Consider the following 14,526-nt stretch of genomic DNA (forward strand, 5'->3'; position numbering starts at 1 on the left):
CCTTCTGCTGACGGCGGCGTCAGCAGAAGGATCTTTGCACTCTCACGCAACGGTCACATGCAAATCGAGCGAACTCTCGTGCCGGCTCAGCGCGCGACGATGCGCGGCGGCTCGTGGGCTCGTACGGGCGGCAGCGGGCGAGCGAACTTCTCCACCTGCACCAGGACGTGCGCACCCGTGCAGCCCCGCGCGAGCGACGATGTGCCTGCGTCGTCGGTGAGTACGTTCGGATTGCCGTGCACGCACAGCGAATCGGGGTCGGCCGGATCGGCCGGGTCGTACCAGGCGCCCGTCGACAGCTGCACCACGTCCTGGCGCAGCCGGTCGTCCACCACGACGCCGGCCAGGCACGCACCGCGGTCGTTGAACACCCGGACCACGTCACCGTCGACCAGGCCCCGCGCGGCCGCATCGACCGGGTGCATCCGGATCGGTTCCCGCCCTTGGATTTTGGAGCCCTGGCTGGTGGCTCCGCCGTCGAGCTGGCTGTGCAGCCGGGTCGCGGGCTGGTTGGCGACCAGGTGCAGCGGGTATCGGGTGGCGCGCGGCCCGCCCAGCCATTCGGTGGGCTCGTACCACGCGGGATGTCCCGCGCAGTCGTCGTATCCGAACGCGTCGATGTCGGCCGAGAAGATCTCGATGACACCGCTGGGGGTGCCGAGCCGGTGTGTGCGGGGATCGGCGCGGAAGTCCCCCAGCAGGGTCAAACCGGGCTCGGTCGGCAGCTCCAGCTGACCCGCCGCCCAGAACTCCTCGAACGGCGGAACATCGAAATCCAGTCCGGCGGCCCACTTCTCGTACATGTGCACGAGCCATTCCCGCGCAGTGCGGCCTTCGGTGAACTGGTCGCCGAACCCGAGTGCGGTTGCCAGCGCCGAGAACGTCGTGTAATCGTCGCGGGAGTTCTCATACGGTTGCGCGAGCGCCCGCATGGCGACCAGTAACGGATCGTTGCGGGATCCCGAGTAGTCCTCCCGCTCGAACGACGTGGTCGACGGCACCACGATGTCGGCGTGTTTGGCCATCGCGGTCCAGTACGGATCGTGCACGACGATGGTGTCCACCCGCGCCAACGCGCGGCGCAGCCGCGGAATGTTCTGGTGATGGTGAAACGGGTTGCCCCCGGCCCAGTACACGCATTTGATGTCCGGATAGGTCAGGCTCAGCCCGTTGTACTCGAACGGTTCGCCGGGGTTGAGCAGCATGTCGGTGATCGCGGCCACCGGGATGAAGGTCTGCACGGGGTTGAGGCCCTGCGGCAGCGCGGGCAACCGGCAGCGCAGCGGCGGCAGACCCGGCTCGTTCATCGAGCCGTAGCCGTGACCGAAACCGCCTCCGGGCAGGCCGATCTGACCGAGCATCGCCGCAAGCGTCAGGCCCATCCACGGGGCCTGCTCGCCGTGGCGGATCCGTTGCAGCGACCAGCTGACGGTGACCAGGGTCCGCGATCCGGCCATTCGGCGGGCCAGCGTGACGAGGTCGTCGGCCTCCAGACCGCTGATCCGGGCGGCCCACTGTGGGGTTTTCGCGACACCGTCGTCATGGCCCAGCAGATAGCGTTCAAAGCGGTCATAACCCGTGCAGTACTTCTGCAGGAACGCCCGGTCGGCCAGGCCTTCGGTGGCCAGCACATAGGCCAGGCCCAGCATGACCGCGACGTCGGTCCCCGGGATCGGCGCGTGCCACTCGCAGTCGCCCTCGACGTCGTCGCGCAGTGGGCTGAACGACACGATCCGCCCGCCGCGGTCACGCAGGCTGCGCAACGCCGAGCGGGCCGGATGCCCGGTCGTCCCACCGTGATTGATGCCGGTGTTCTTCAGCGCGATGCCGCCGAAGCACACCAGTAGATCGGTGTGTTCGACGATGACGTTCCAGTCGGTCGAGCGCTTGAACAGGTCGTCGTGGGTACCGACGACGCGGGGCATGATCACGCCGGTCGCGCCCAGGCTGTAGGAGTGCCGCGAGAAGGTATAGCCGCCTAGCATTTTCAAGAACCGGTGAACCTGGCTCTGGGCGTGGTGGAACCGGCCGGCGCTGGCCCAGCCGTATGAGCCGCCGTAGATCGCCTCGTTGCCGTAGGTGTCGACGATGCGCCGCAGTTCACCGGCCAGCAGTTCGGTGAGTTCGTCCCACGACACCTCGATGAACTCGTCGGCGCCGCGGGCATCGCTCGGGCCGGGGCCGTCGCGCAGCCAGCCGCGACGTACCGCGGGCGCCGCGATGCGCGACCGGTGCCGGATCGCTCCCGGCAGGTTGCCCAGCAGGGGCGAGGGATCGGCGTCGCCCGCGATCGGCGTGACGGTGGAGATGTCTCCGGCGGCAACCTCGGCGGTGAACGCCCCCCAGTGCGCGAGGCTGGTCGGGGAATGAGCCATGCCCGGATTCTACGGCGCGTTGCCTCGACCAATCTGGGCCCAACCATCCGGTTGGTATAGGTTGGCCACCGAGTCCGTAACCCAGTACCGGAGGTTCCACCATGAGCGGTGTCGTGAAGTACCAGCGCACTCTGTTCGAGCCGGAGCACGAATTGTTCCGCGAGTCCTACCGGGCGTTCTTGGAACGCCACGTCGCGCCGTACCACGAGCAGTGGGAGAAGGACAAGATCGTCGACCGCGGCGTCTGGTTGGAGGCCGGCAAGCAGGGCTTTCTCGGTATGGCGGTGCCCGAGGAGTACGGCGGTGGCGGCAACCCGGACTTCCGCTACAACACCATCGTGTGCGAGGAGACCGTCGCAGGCCGCTACAGCGGCATCGGCTTCAGCCTGCACAACGACGTCGTGGCCCCCTATCTCCTGCGGCTCGCCAACGAAGAGCAGAAGCAGCGCTGGCTGCCCAAGTTCTGTACCGGCGAATTGATCACCGCGATCGCAATGACCGAGCCCGGTACCGGAAGCGACCTGCAGGGCATCAAGACCCGCGCGGTGCGCGACGGCGACCACTACGTGCTCAACGGGTCCAAGACCTTCATCACCAACGGCATCAACTCCGATCTGGTGATCGTGGTGGCCCAGACCGACCCGGACAAGGGTGCGCTGGGCTTTTCGCTGCTCGTCGTCGAACGCGGCATGGAGGGCTTCGAGCGCGGCAGGCATCTCGACAAGATCGGCCTGGACGCCCAGGACACCGCGGAGCTGTCGTTCACCGACGTCAAGATTCCGGTCGAGAACCTGCTCGGGGAGGAAGGGCAGGGCTTCGTCTACCTCATGCAGAACCTGCCGCAGGAACGCATCTCGATCGCCATCATGGCCGCCGCGGCGATGGAGACGGTGTTGGAGCAGACGGTCCAGTACACCAAGGAGCGCAAGGCGTTCGGCAAGCCGATCGGCAGCTTCCAGAACAGCCGGTTCCTGCTCGCCGAACTCGCCACCGAGGCCACCGTGGTGCGGATGATGGTCGACGAGTTCATCCGGCTGCACCTGACCGAGGAGCTCACGGTCGAGCAGGCCGCGATGGCCAAGTGGTACTCCACCGAGAAGCAGGTCAGCCTGATCGACCGGTGCCTGCAACTGCACGGCGGGTACGGCTACATGCGGGAGTACCCGGTAGCCAGGGCCTATCTGGATGCGCGCGTGCAGACCATTTACGGTGGAACGACCGAGATCATGAAAGAGATCATCGGGCGAAGCCTGGGCGTCTAGACGGGACGATTTCCCTGAAATTTCCCCAGATCACCGGGTTGAGGGCCCACGAAGCAGATTATTCGTGGGTTTTTTGGTCAGGATCGGCCACGTTCCTTGGTTATCGTCGCCTGCTGAAGCAGAGTTGTCGGGCGGGATACTTTTGCGGGAACTTTGCCGAACAGCGGGGAGGGTGCATGACTACGCCGGCAATGAGGCTGAACACGGCCGCTTGGCGGATCATTGTCGGCCTGTTTGCGGTCGCCGTGGTCGCCCTGCTGGCGCCACCGTCGGCGTCGGCGTCACCGGAATCCGACGCCGACGCCGCGATCACCGCAGCGTGGGACGCCAGCGGCGGCGACGGCGGCCCTTTGGGCCCGCGTGAAGGTGGCGTCTATGCCGCGGGTGCCGGATTCGCCCAGAATCTGGCCAACGGCAAGATCTTCTTCACCCCCGACACCGGCGCGCACTACGTCCAGGGCGCGATCCTGGAGAAGTACGAATCGCTCGGAGGGCCTGACGGCGACCTCGGTTTCCCGACCATCGACGAAGGCGCCGGACGCGCACCGGACAGCCGGAACTCGACCTTCAGCGCGTCGGACAAGCCCGTGATCTTCTGGACGCCCGCCACGGGCGCCCGCGTCGTGCGTGGCGCGATCAACGCGGCGTGGGACAAGCTCGGCGGGTCGGCCGGCGTCCTTGGCGTGCCCACCGAGGACGAGGCGTACCGCGGCGACACGCTGTCGCAGAAGTTCACCGGCGGCGAGCTGACGTGGGATCGCAAGACCAACACCTTCACCACGACCCCGCCCGAGCTGGCCGACCAGCTCGCGGGCCTGGCCGTCCCGAACGACCCGGCGTCCGCGATCGCGGCCGCGCGACGCGCCGCAGGCGGTGACATGGGGCCGCTCGGGGCCAAGGACGGTGACATCTACCCGGTGGGCAACACCGACGGCGTTGCGCAGAACTTCGCTCGCGGCAAGATCTTCTACACGCCCGAAACCGGCGCCAACGCGATCACCGACCAGGTGCTGGAGAAGTACGAGAGTGTCGGCGGGCCCGAGGGGGACATGGGCTTCCCGACCAGCAGCGAGACCGAAGGCGGCCTGGGGCCCAACAGCCGGATCGCGACGTTCGCGGCCCCGGACAAGCCGGTGATCTTCTGGACACCGGACTTCGGCGCCGTGATCGTGCGCGGCGCGATGAACGCCGCGTGGGAGAAGCTCGGCGGCGCCAAGGGGGAGCTCGGTGCGCCGAAGGGCGACCAGACCGAGAACGGCAGCGTGGTCACCCAGCAGTTCAACGGCGGGTCGATCTCGTGGGACCGCTCGGACAACACGTTCACGACCGAGCCGCCGAAACTGGCCTCCGAGCTGTCCGGCCTGGAGATCCCCGGGCTGGAACAGGCGCCACAGCAGGGGAATCCGCCCGCGGCCAACACCGACAAGGACAAGCCGTTCTCGTGGCACTGGAGCTGGTGGTGGCTGCTCGCACTGATCCCGGTGTTGGTCGTCGCCGGCCTGATCGTGGGCGCTGCGGTGTGGCATCGCCGCCGCGGCCGCGGTGACGACGATTTCGACCACGATCGGTTCGACGACGACGAATACGACGACGACGGCGGCCATTACGGCGATGCGCGGTATCACGAAACGGACGGTTACGACGACGATCCGTATGCGCAGCCCCGATACGACGCGTCCCGTTACGGCGATGACGACCGGTCCGACGACCGGCCGAACCCCTACGAGCAGGCCGATCCGTTCCACGGTGACGAACCCACCACGGCCCACTTCACGGGCCAGTACCGCGAGCCGTCGGCGCAGTCGTCGCCGTCGCCGTTCGACGGCCCGACCGACATCGCCATGCCGGTGAGTCAGTGGGCCGCGCCCGGCGGCTTCAGTACGGCCGTCGACGAGGACGACGACGAGCAGCCCGAAGAAGCCGTCGAACTGTTCGGCGGCCACGAGGACGATCACGACGACGACTTCGACGAAGACGATTTCGAAGCCGACTACGAGAGCCTCGACCATGACGCGCACGACGAGGCGGTGCCGACCGGATCCGACGAGCGCGACGACCGTGACTACGACGACGGTCGGCACGACGACGCACTCGGCGCGGAGCCGGCGCACGACGACGAAGCGCAGTTCGAGAACTCCGACGACGTCGACACCGCGCCCACGCCGATCGTGACTCCTGCCGCGGTCGCGGCGGCCACGCCGTCTCGCGGCGACATCCACGCCGAGACGCCGAGCGGCAGGCATGCGGCGATCGAACTCGACGAGCCGGTCACCGCGACCGCGCTTCACATGCCACTCGACGATCCGCAGCGGGCCCCGCAGGGATATCCCATCAAGGCCGACACGAAGACCGGGATGTACTGGTCGCCGGACAGCCGCCAGTACGACGACGCGGTGGCCGAGATCTGGTTCGCCAGTGAGGAGTTCGCGCGGACGAACGGCTTCGTCCGCGCCGACTGAGCGCGCGGTCGGCGGTCAGATCTTGCGGATGACCGTGACCACTTTGCCCAGCACCGCGGCGTCATTGCCGGGGATGGGGTCGAACGCGGGGTTGTGCGGCATGAGCCACACCTGACCGCGGGTGCGCTTGAAGGTCTTGACGGTCGCCTCGCCGTCGATCATGGCCGCCACGATGTCACCGTTGTCGGCGACGTTCTGCTGGCGGACCACGACCCAGTCGCCATCGCAGATGGCCGCGTCGACCATCGACTCGCCGACGACCTTGAGCAGGAACAGCGAGCCTTCCCCGACGAGTTCGCGTGGGAGCGGGAAGACGTCCTCGACGGCTTCCTCGGCGAGGATCGGACCGCCTGCGGCGATCCGGCCCAGCACGGGCACGAACGTGGGCTCGGGCAGTGCGTCGGAGCCGGCCACGTCGGTGGTCACGGTCGCGGCGGCCGCCGGATCGTCGGCGGCCCTGACGTCGACCGCGCGCGGCCGGTTGGGGTCACGCCGTAGATAGCCCTTGCGCTCCAGGGTGCGCAGCTGATGGGCGACCGACGACGTCGACGTCAGGCCCACCGCATCGCCGATCTCCCGGATGCTTGGCGGATAGCCGCGACTGGTGACCGAGGCCCGGATCACCTCGAGGATGGTCCGTTGGCGCTCGGTGAGACCGGTGTCCTGGCGCTGCCGGCCAGTGGTGTCCGTGTCGCTGCTGTCGTCGCTCATGGCGCCGAATCTAGTCCCTGAAAGCTCGATGATCAAACATGTGTTCGAGGTGTGTCGCGGGCGGCGCTACTTGTCGGTGGCCCGTCCTACGCTGTGCAACAGTTCGATCACACGTTCTATTCATCGAACATGTGATCGACTATATTTCGAACACAGGAGCGAATACGCCGGACCGAAAGGCAGTCAGATGGCCATCCTCGACATCCCCGCCGACAGCCGCTTCCGCGCTGTCAAGACCACCCCGCACGCCGCGCACCAGCGCGCAGCGGCCCACATGCCTGCGCCGGTGCGTCGCCGCCGCCCGGTGCCCGGGCGCCCCGCGGGTGCCGCGTTGCGGTACCGCGGCACCGGCGTGCTGATGTCGCGCGCGTCGCATCGCCGCCGGCCGATCACGCCGGTCACCACGGTGCTGTTGGCGCTGGTCGCGGCCGCCATCACGGTGTGGCTGGGGCTGGTGGCGCAGCTGGGTGGAGTCGTCGGTACTCCCGCGCCCGCCCTTGGCGAACTGGCTGTGGTGCAGGTCCAGTCGGGGGAGACGCTGCAGCACGTAGCCCGACGCGTGGCACCCGACGCCCCCGTGGCCGACGTGGTTCAGCAGATCCGCGACCTCAACCAGCTCGATTCGTCGGCCATCGACGCCGGTCAGACCCTGATCGCCCCGGTCGGCTGAGACCGGTGCCGTGAGCGTCGAATCGTCCAGGTGCGCAATGCCACTCGCGAGTGGTCTGGCCGCCTATGCGTCATGGGGACCGGACGTGAGTCCGCCGATCCCGGCGCGGGTACGCTCAAGGGCGCTCGAACTAGTTGTCCTGCGGCGTGACGAAGGAGCGGTGATGCACTGTCCGTTCTGCCGTCATCCCGATTCGCGGGTGGTCGACTCCAGGGAGACCGACGAAGGGCAAGCGATCAGGCGGCGTCGATCGTGCCCGGAGTGTGGCCGCCGGTTCACCACGGTCGAAACCGCGGTGCTCGCAGTCGTCAAACGCAGCGGCGTGACCGAGCCGTTCAGCCGTGAGAAGGTTATCCGCGGCGTGCGCAGGGCCTGTCAGGGCAGGCAGGTCGACGATGATGCCCTCAACCTCCTGGCGCAGCAGGTCGAAGACGCGGTGCGGGGATTGGGTTCGCCCGAGATTCCCAGTCACGAGGTCGGCCTGGCGATTCTGGGGCCACTGCGCGAACTGGACGAAGTCGCTTACCTCCGATTCGCGTCGGTGTACCGGTCCTTTTCGTCGGCCGAAGATTTCGAACGCGAGATCGCGACGCTGCGGGCGCACCGCAGCTAACCCTCAATCGAGTTGCACGGTGCCGTCGTGGATGGCGCGGCCAGCGACGCGCACCCATCCCTCAGGGCTCCAACGGGTGTAGATTTCTGACCCTTTCCCTTGGATGATCGTCAGATCCCGGCTGAGGTAGTCGGTCATCCGGACGGCCGCCGCACCGGTCGCCTCGTCCTCGGGAATGCCGAGATGCGCGGCGAACGCACGGGACCGCAGCACTCCGCCCTCGGCGTCCACCCATGCCCAGAGATAGTGCTCGGTGTCGTCGTCGTAGTCGTCGGGATCGGCGGCCAGCACTTCGTCCACGGTGGCGAGGTCGTGGATCGCAAAGCCAGGTGCCCATTCCGATCGCGCGTTGACGGCGGCCAGCTCCCCGTCGTACTCGACCTGCACGATTCCGGCAGGCACCTGCAGGGTCTTTATCGGGCGTCCGGAGTCGCGCAGCCACCACGAGGCTCCGACGGTCGGATGTCCGGCGAACGGCAATTCGGCGGCCGGGGTGAAGATGCGGGCCCGCGCGGAGTTGCCGCCGGGTTCCGGCAGGTCGACGAAAATCGTTTCGCTGTAACCCAATTCGGTGGCGATTCGCTGTCGGTCGCCCGGATCGACCGTGCTGTTGTCGACCACGCCCAGCGGATTGCCGAAGCGCCCGTCGGAATCGGTGAACACGCGCAACACTGTCACGTCGATGGCCATAGCCCGATGCTACTGGTTCCGCCCCACGGTCAAAGGGCCACGACGGCGGTCAGGTCGCGCTGCGCTCGTCGGCGCCCATCGCGTCGAGCACCGCGACCTGGGTGTCCACCGGACCGGTGAGGGTCGATTCGCTGATGCCGGTGCGCAGGAGTTTGCGCAGCAACTCCTGGTCGTAGACCGCGGGTTGCGTGGAGTCGATGAACCGTTCGACCACCTCGACGAACCGGTCGGGATCGTCGTGGAACGGAAAATGCCCGGACCCCTCGAAGATCTCAAGTCGGGCACCGGGCATCGCTGCGTGTGCCATCCGGGCGTGGCTGACGGGGATCACCGAATCACAGTCGCCCCAAACCAGTTGCACCGGAACGGATTCTGTCAAGTAACAGCGGTCAAGCATGGTGACCACCTGGCCGCGCCAGTCCACCACGGCCCGAAGCGTGCGGGCGAAGGCCGACGACGCGGTGGGTTCGGGCAGATCGGCGAGGATGCGCAGCATGTCGGGGATGTCGCGCCCGGTGCCCGTGGAGCCGAAGAACATTCCGGCGGCCCGCCCGACGATCTGTAGTGCGGGCAGCATGAGTGGCAAGCGGAGCAGGGCCAGCGCCTCGCTGCCCATCGGCAGCGACGCGATGCGCAGTGCGATGTTGACGTCCTTCGTGACGCCGCCGGCGCCGACGAGAATCAGCCGGTCCACCAATTGCGGGAACTGGTAGGCGAACTGCATCGCGACGCCGCCGCCCAGGGAATGCCCGATCACCGTGACATGCTCGATGTCGAGAACGCTGAGCAGGTCGCGCATGCCGTTGGCGTAGGCGGCGACGGAGTAGTCGGCCCGCGGCTTGTCCGAGCGGCCGTGGCCCAGCAGGTCGGGCGCGATCACGGTGAACCGCTGTGCCAGCGCGTTTTGCACGGTGTGCCACGTCGTGGAGTTGTCGCCGATGCCGTGGATCAACAGGATCGCGGGTCCGGAACCCGCCACCCGGTAGGCGCGGCGATAACCGTGGATGGTGCGGAACTCCAGCGTTGGTGTGGCGTCCCGCACGGTGCGCAGATTGGGCTTGCGTTCGGTCATGGTCGCCAACCTCGCTGTCGTCCCGGCGTCGGGCGCTTACGGATAGGTGTCGCCGTCGCTTCCGTTCCCGTCCTTGTACTTGTCGTCCTTGAACTTCTCGCCGGTCTGCTGGGCCAGGAACCGCTCGAACTCGGCGCCCAGCTCATCGCCGCTGGGCAGTTCGTCGTCCCGTGCCAGCAGAGACCGATTCTCTTGTGCGGCAACGAACGCATCGTACTGGCGCTCGAGCGCGGTCACCACTTGGGCCACCTCGCTACTGGCCTCGACCTGCTCGTTGATCTTGCTGTAGACCTCGGCCCCTGCTTCGGACAGCGCGGCGAGCGGCAGTTGCAGCGAACCGGTCCTGGCCACCTCGGCCAGCAGCGCCTCGGCGGCCGGGGGATAGGCCGTCTGGGCCAGGTAGTGCGGGACGTGCACGGTGAAGCCGACGACCTCGTGGCCGTGCTGGGCCATCCGGAACTCCAGAAGGTTCGACACACTGGCGGGCACCTGCACTTCGCCGACCCACGGCGTGTGATCGGAGATGAGCTCCTTGTCGTTGGCGTGCGCGGTCAACGTGACCGGCCGGGTGTGCGGCACGGCCATCGGGATGGTGCCGAGGCCGATGATGCGGCGGACGCCGAGTTGTTCTGCGAGCAGCCGGACCGCGGTGATGAATCGCTCCCAGCGCAGGTCGGGTTCAAGACCGGCGAGCAACAGAAACGGAGTTCCGACGCTGTCGTGCAGCGCATAGAGGTTGAGTTCCGGATCCTCGTATGCGGTGAAGTGGTCGGTCTTGAACGTCATGAGCGGGCGTCGCGACCGGTAGTCGAGCAGTTCGTCGATGGCGAACGACGCCACGAGCTCGGTGTCCAGGGTGTTCTTGAGGTGCTCGGCGGCGAGCCGGATCGCGTGTCCCGCGTCGGAGAAGCCCTCCAACGCATGGATCAGCACCGGGCCGCGGCCATCGGACGACGACAGCTGCGGCGCGGGAAATTCGAGCTCGTACATACCGCTCTGGTCGGGCTGGTAGTGCTGCTCGGGGTTCTCGCTGCTATCGGCCATTCACTCAGTCTCCTCGCCATGCAGGCAGTCCGGCGGATCGCTCCTGCGCCGCGTGCCTTACTTCCTAGTGTCTCGCATTCACCCGCGGTGGGCTGGTTGCGCCCCGCATGTTCGTTCGAACGTAGTGCCACCCGGCCTGCATTCCTGCCAAGAGCGCGCAGGTGGGGCAAGATCGATGGGATGCGATCCAGGTTGGCCCGGGTGGGCGTGGTGTGTGCGAGCGTGCTCGCACTCTCGGCCTGCGGTCGCGCGGCATCGCCGCAAGCCACGAGTGCCACGGTTGCTGTACCCACCACGACCGTGCAGGTAACCCCGCAGGCCAACACGGTCGCGTCCGCGGGAGCGGTCGACCCGGACCCGCGGGTCGGCGCGGTGTTCCTCGGCGGGGATTCGTGGCACACCTGCAGCGCTGCGGTGCTCGACACTCCCGGCGGGGATCTGATCCTCACCGCGGCGCACTGCCTGACCGACGGCGTCGACACCACGTTCGTCCCGGGTTTCCACGACGATGCCGACAACCCGTGGCACGTTCGCGCGGTCTATCTGGATCCGCGATGGCTCACCGATCAGGATCCTCAGGCGGATTTCGCGATCGCACGGGTGAGCCGCGACGACGGGGTCACGGTGCAGTCCGACGCGGGTGGCGGGCTGCTGCTGGGCGCCGCGCCGCCGGCGGGCACGGCCGTGACGGTCACCGGCTACCCGATGGGTGAGGGTGGCGGACCGCTCGGTTGTCGCGGCGTGACCGGCACGGAACAGGGTTTCCCGTCGTTGCCGTGCGCCGGGCTCACCAACGGGTTCAGCGGGGCACCGTGGACCGTCGGGTCGACCGTGACGGGTCTGGTCGGCGGGCTCGACGGCGGCGGATGCGACGACGACGTGTCGTTCTCGCCCCGCTTCGACACCGCGATCGCCGCCGTGTTGGCCCGCGCGGAAGCCGGCGGCGACGGCGATGCGGCGCCCGCGGCGTTCGGCGACGACTGCTAGCTAGACCCGGAACTGGTTGAGCGCACGCAGTTTGTTCATCACGTCGAGTGCGGCGACCTTGTAGGCCTCGGAGAAAGTCGGGTAGTTGAACACCGCGTCGACGAGGTATTCGACGGTGCCGCCACAACCCATCACGGCCTGGCCGATGTGCACCATCTCGGTGGCACTCGTGCCGAAGATGTGCACGCCGAGGATCTTGAGATCCTCGGTCGAGACCAGCAGCTTGAGCATTCCGTAGGAGTCGCCGGCGATCTGACCGCGGGCCAGCTCCCGATACCGCGACACCCCGACTTCGTAGGGGATCGAGTTCTTGGTCAGATCCACTTCGGTCGCGCCGACGTAGGACACCTCGGGAATCGAGTAGATGCCGATCGGCTGCAGGTCGGTGATGTCCTTGGCGGGTTCACCGAACGCGTGATACGCGGCCAGCCGGCCTTGGTCCATCGACGTGGCGGCCAGCGCCGGGAAACCGATGACGTCGCCGACGGCGTAGATGTGGTCGACCTTGGTCTGGAAGTTGTCGTCGACGAAGATCCGGCCGCGGTTGTCGACCTCCAACCCGGCGTTCTCGACGTCGAGGTGCTCCGTCTGGCCCTGTCGGCCCGCCGAGTACATCACGGTCTCGGCGGGAATCTGCTTGCCGCTGGCCAGCGTCGTGACCGTGCCGGCCGACCCGACGTCGACGGCGGTCACCTCCTCACCGAACCGGAAGGTGACGGCCAGGTCGCGCAGGTGGAACTTGAGCGCTTCGACGATCTCGGGGTCGCAGAAATCGAGCATCGAGTCGCGCTTCTCGACCACGGTGACCTTGGTGCCGAGCGCGGCGAACATCGAGGCGTACTCGATGCCGATGACGCCGGCGCCGACCACGACCATCGACGTGGGAAGCGATTTGAGGTCGAGGATGCCGTCGGAGTCCAGCACCCGGTCTTCGTCGAACTCGACACCGGTGGGCCTGGCGGGCTTGGTGCCGGTGGCGATCACGATGTATTCGCCGCTGACAGTGGTCCGTTCACCGCGCGTCGGCTCTTCGACCAGCACGGTGTGGGCGTCGACGAATCTGCCGTGTCCGCTGATCAGGTCGATGCGGTTGCGCATCAGTTGATTGCGCACCACGTCCTGTTCCCGCCCGATCACATGCTGTGTGCGGGCCAGCAGGTCGGCCGGCGTGATCTTCTCCTTGACGCGGTAGCTGGCGCCGTACAGCTCGCGCTGGCTCATCCCGGTCAGATAGACGACGGCTTCCCGCAGCGTCTTGGAGGGAATGGTGCCGGTGTTGACGCAGACGCCGCCGAGCATCCGTCCCCGCTCCACCACGGCAACGGTCTTGCCGAGCTTCGCCGCCGCGATCGCGGCCTTCTGTCCGCCCGGACCTGAACCGATGACGACGAGGTCATACTCCAGCATCGAACCCATGGGTGAGTGTTTACGCCGGTTGCTCCGATCTCGCACGCGGACCACGCCAAACAACGTGTTAACAAATCCGCGGGCGGGTTATCCCCAGGTTGGAATTCATCCACAGGCCGACGCGTACAGGGTGCCACGGCGCGCGCCGGTGACGGTGCCCGTTGCCACGGTCAACCCATGACCACAGCACCCGACACCCCCGAATCTCCGCTCGACAATCCCGGTTCGCTGATCGCCGCGCTACCCGCGGTGCTCGGGTTCGTCCCCGAGCAATCGCTGGTTGTCGTGACCACCGATCACGGACAGCTGGGATGCGTCATGCGCATGGATCTTTCCGACGACATGGACGAACCGGTCGCGCACCTGGCCGAGGTCGCCGCGGCGGCCGAACCGCACGGCGTGGTCGCCGTCATCGTGGACGAGAACGGCGCCGACTGTCTGCAATGCGGCGACGCCCACCGGCACCTGGCCGACACCCTGGCGTACGAGCTCGCCGCTCACGGTGTCGAGCTGTTGGCCGTGCACGTCGTCGACCGCGTCGAGGTGGGTGGCCGCTGGCACTGCGTCGACTGGTGCGGTCGGGGCGGTGTGATCGAGGATCCGCTGTCGACGCCGATGGCTGCGGCAGCAGTGCTTGACGGCCGCAGGCTGTACCGGCGCCGCGCGGAGCTCGTGCAGACCGTCGAAGCCGACCCGGCCCGCGGGGATCGGCTGCGTGCGGTGATCGCAGGCATGCTGCCGGGCCCGCGCAGGCGCGCCCAGATCCGCGCGGAGGTCGAATCGGCCATCGCCGCCGCCGACGAGCTGTCGCAGGGCATCGTGCTGTCCGACGCCAGGATGGCGCGGTTGGCCGTGGCGTTGGGGCATCCGCACGTGCGCGACACCCTGTATGCACTCGCGGTCGGGGACAACGCCGGTGCTGCCGAGGCGTTGTGGGCCGAGTTGGCTCGTGCGCTTCCCGAACCGTGGCGGGCCGACGCGCTGGTGCTGCTGGCGTTTTCGGCGTATGTCCGCGGCGACGGCCCATTGGCCGGGGTGTCGCTGGACGCGGCGCTGCGGTGCAGCCCCGAGCACCGCATGGCGGGCATGCTCGACACGGCCCTGCAAACGGGCATGCGGCCCGAGCAGATCCGTGAACTGGCGCTCAGCGGCTACCGTCAGGCCGACCGGCTCGGCGTGCGGCTACCGGCGCGACGGACGTTCAGCGGCGGCACCTCGCGGACCGAGGCGTAGGTA

At 67.7% G+C, this 14,526-nt stretch carries 12 protein-coding genes; 6 read left to right on the forward strand and 6 right to left on the reverse strand.

The genetic code is table 11. The features are described from left to right. Window positions 1-86 precede the first annotated feature (86 nt). Window positions 87-2,375: a molybdopterin guanine dinucleotide-containing S/N-oxide reductase gene (locus tag G6N67_RS28205; protein WP_036437136.1), complete on the reverse strand. Its 2,289-nt coding sequence runs from the start codon at window positions 2,373-2,375 to the stop codon at window positions 87-89. A 101-nt stretch (window positions 2,376-2,476) separates the two neighbouring features. Between G6N67_RS28205 and G6N67_RS28210 the strand changes: the two genes are divergently transcribed. Next, window positions 2,477-3,637, forward strand: a complete 1,161-nt coding sequence (locus G6N67_RS28210; protein ID WP_036437138.1) for an acyl-CoA dehydrogenase family protein — start codon at window positions 2,477-2,479, stop codon at window positions 3,635-3,637. A 176-nt stretch (window positions 3,638-3,813) separates the two neighbouring features. Next, entirely contained in the window at window positions 3,814-6,096 is a 2,283-nt protein-coding gene (locus tag G6N67_RS28215) for an LGFP repeat-containing protein (protein WP_036437141.1), read from the forward strand. A 15-nt stretch (window positions 6,097-6,111) separates the two neighbouring features. On the opposite strand, the gene lexA is transcribed toward G6N67_RS28215, so the two are convergent. After that, window positions 6,112-6,807, reverse strand: coding sequence for a transcriptional repressor LexA (lexA, locus tag G6N67_RS28220; RefSeq protein WP_036437143.1), 696 nt, complete (start codon window positions 6,805-6,807; stop codon window positions 6,112-6,114). Window positions 6,808-6,994: 187 nt separating this feature from the next. Here lexA and G6N67_RS28225 point away from each other — a divergent pair, with 187 nt between their 5' ends. Next, on the forward strand, window positions 6,995-7,477 hold the full coding sequence (locus tag G6N67_RS28225) for a LysM peptidoglycan-binding domain-containing protein (RefSeq protein ID WP_081812692.1): 483 nt from the start codon (window positions 6,995-6,997) through the stop codon (window positions 7,475-7,477). A 163-nt stretch (window positions 7,478-7,640) separates the two neighbouring features. Further along, a complete protein-coding gene (nrdR, locus tag G6N67_RS28230; RefSeq protein WP_036437146.1) occupies window positions 7,641-8,090 on the forward strand; it encodes a transcriptional regulator NrdR in 450 nt (149 codons plus the stop codon). A 3-nt stretch (window positions 8,091-8,093) separates the two neighbouring features. On the opposite strand, the gene G6N67_RS28235 is transcribed toward nrdR, so the two are convergent. Genes G6N67_RS28235 through G6N67_RS28245 form a run of 3 tightly spaced genes read right to left on the reverse strand, consistent with a single transcriptional unit; the run spans window position 8,094 to window position 10,896 of the window. Continuing rightward, the gene (locus tag G6N67_RS28235) at window positions 8,094-8,780 is read right to left on the reverse strand and encodes a PhzF family protein (RefSeq protein ID WP_036437150.1); all 687 of its coding nucleotides are present in this window, start codon (window positions 8,778-8,780) and stop codon (window positions 8,094-8,096) included. A gap of 49 nt (window positions 8,781-8,829) precedes the next feature. Beyond that, a complete protein-coding gene (locus G6N67_RS28240; RefSeq protein WP_036437152.1) occupies window positions 8,830-9,852 on the reverse strand; it encodes an alpha/beta fold hydrolase in 1,023 nt (340 codons plus the stop codon). Between the two features lie 36 nt (window positions 9,853-9,888). Beyond that, window positions 9,889-10,896: a proteasome assembly chaperone family protein gene (locus G6N67_RS28245; protein ID WP_036437156.1), complete on the reverse strand. Its 1,008-nt coding sequence runs from the start codon at window positions 10,894-10,896 to the stop codon at window positions 9,889-9,891. A gap of 180 nt (window positions 10,897-11,076) precedes the next feature. Here G6N67_RS28245 and G6N67_RS28250 point away from each other — a divergent pair, with 180 nt between their 5' ends. Next, complete coding sequence (locus G6N67_RS28250; RefSeq protein ID WP_036437161.1) at window positions 11,077-11,883, forward strand: trypsin-like peptidase domain-containing protein; 807 nt, start codon at window positions 11,077-11,079, stop codon at window positions 11,881-11,883. On the opposite strand, the gene sthA is transcribed toward G6N67_RS28250, so the two are convergent. Then, window positions 11,884-13,290 carry a Si-specific NAD(P)(+) transhydrogenase gene (sthA, locus tag G6N67_RS28255; protein ID WP_179976881.1) on the reverse strand — a complete coding sequence of 469 codons (1,407 nt, stop codon included), beginning with the start codon at window positions 13,288-13,290 and terminating at the stop codon, window positions 11,884-11,886. Between the two features lie 177 nt (window positions 13,291-13,467). On the opposite strand from sthA, the gene G6N67_RS28260 reads away from it, so the two are divergent. Beyond that, on the forward strand, window positions 13,468-14,523 hold the full coding sequence (locus tag G6N67_RS28260) for a DUF4192 domain-containing protein (RefSeq protein ID WP_036437165.1): 1,056 nt from the start codon (window positions 13,468-13,470) through the stop codon (window positions 14,521-14,523). Window positions 14,524-14,526 lie beyond the last annotated feature (3 nt).

Source organism: Mycolicibacterium mageritense (assembly GCF_010727475.1).
Lineage (GTDB): Bacteria > Actinomycetota > Actinomycetes > Mycobacteriales > Mycobacteriaceae > Mycobacterium > Mycobacterium mageritense.

Coding starts and splice junctions, on each gene's coding strand:
- G6N67_RS28205 (WP_036437136.1), bottom strand. CDS start 2,375: ATGGCTCATTCCCCGACCAGCCTCGCGCACTGGGGGGCGTTCACCGCC.
- G6N67_RS28210 (WP_036437138.1), top strand. CDS start 2,477: ATGAGCGGTGTCGTGAAGTACCAGCGCACTCTGTTCGAGCCGGAGCAC.
- G6N67_RS28215 (WP_036437141.1), top strand. CDS start 3,814: ATGACTACGCCGGCAATGAGGCTGAACACGGCCGCTTGGCGGATCATT.
- lexA (WP_036437143.1), bottom strand. CDS start 6,807: ATGAGCGACGACAGCAGCGACACGGACACCACTGGCCGGCAGCGCCAG.
- G6N67_RS28225 (WP_081812692.1), top strand. CDS start 6,995: ATGGCCATCCTCGACATCCCCGCCGACAGCCGCTTCCGCGCTGTCAAG.
- nrdR (WP_036437146.1), top strand. CDS start 7,641: ATGCACTGTCCGTTCTGCCGTCATCCCGATTCGCGGGTGGTCGACTCC.
- G6N67_RS28235 (WP_036437150.1), bottom strand. CDS start 8,780: ATGGCCATCGACGTGACAGTGTTGCGCGTGTTCACCGATTCCGACGGG.
- G6N67_RS28240 (WP_036437152.1), bottom strand. CDS start 9,852: ATGACCGAACGCAAGCCCAATCTGCGCACCGTGCGGGACGCCACACCA.
- G6N67_RS28245 (WP_036437156.1), bottom strand. CDS start 10,896: ATGGCCGATAGCAGCGAGAACCCCGAGCAGCACTACCAGCCCGACCAG.
- G6N67_RS28250 (WP_036437161.1), top strand. CDS start 11,077: ATGCGATCCAGGTTGGCCCGGGTGGGCGTGGTGTGTGCGAGCGTGCTC.
- sthA (WP_179976881.1), bottom strand. CDS start 13,290: ATGCTGGAGTATGACCTCGTCGTCATCGGTTCAGGTCCGGGCGGACAG.
- G6N67_RS28260 (WP_036437165.1), top strand. CDS start 13,468: ATGACCACAGCACCCGACACCCCCGAATCTCCGCTCGACAATCCCGGT.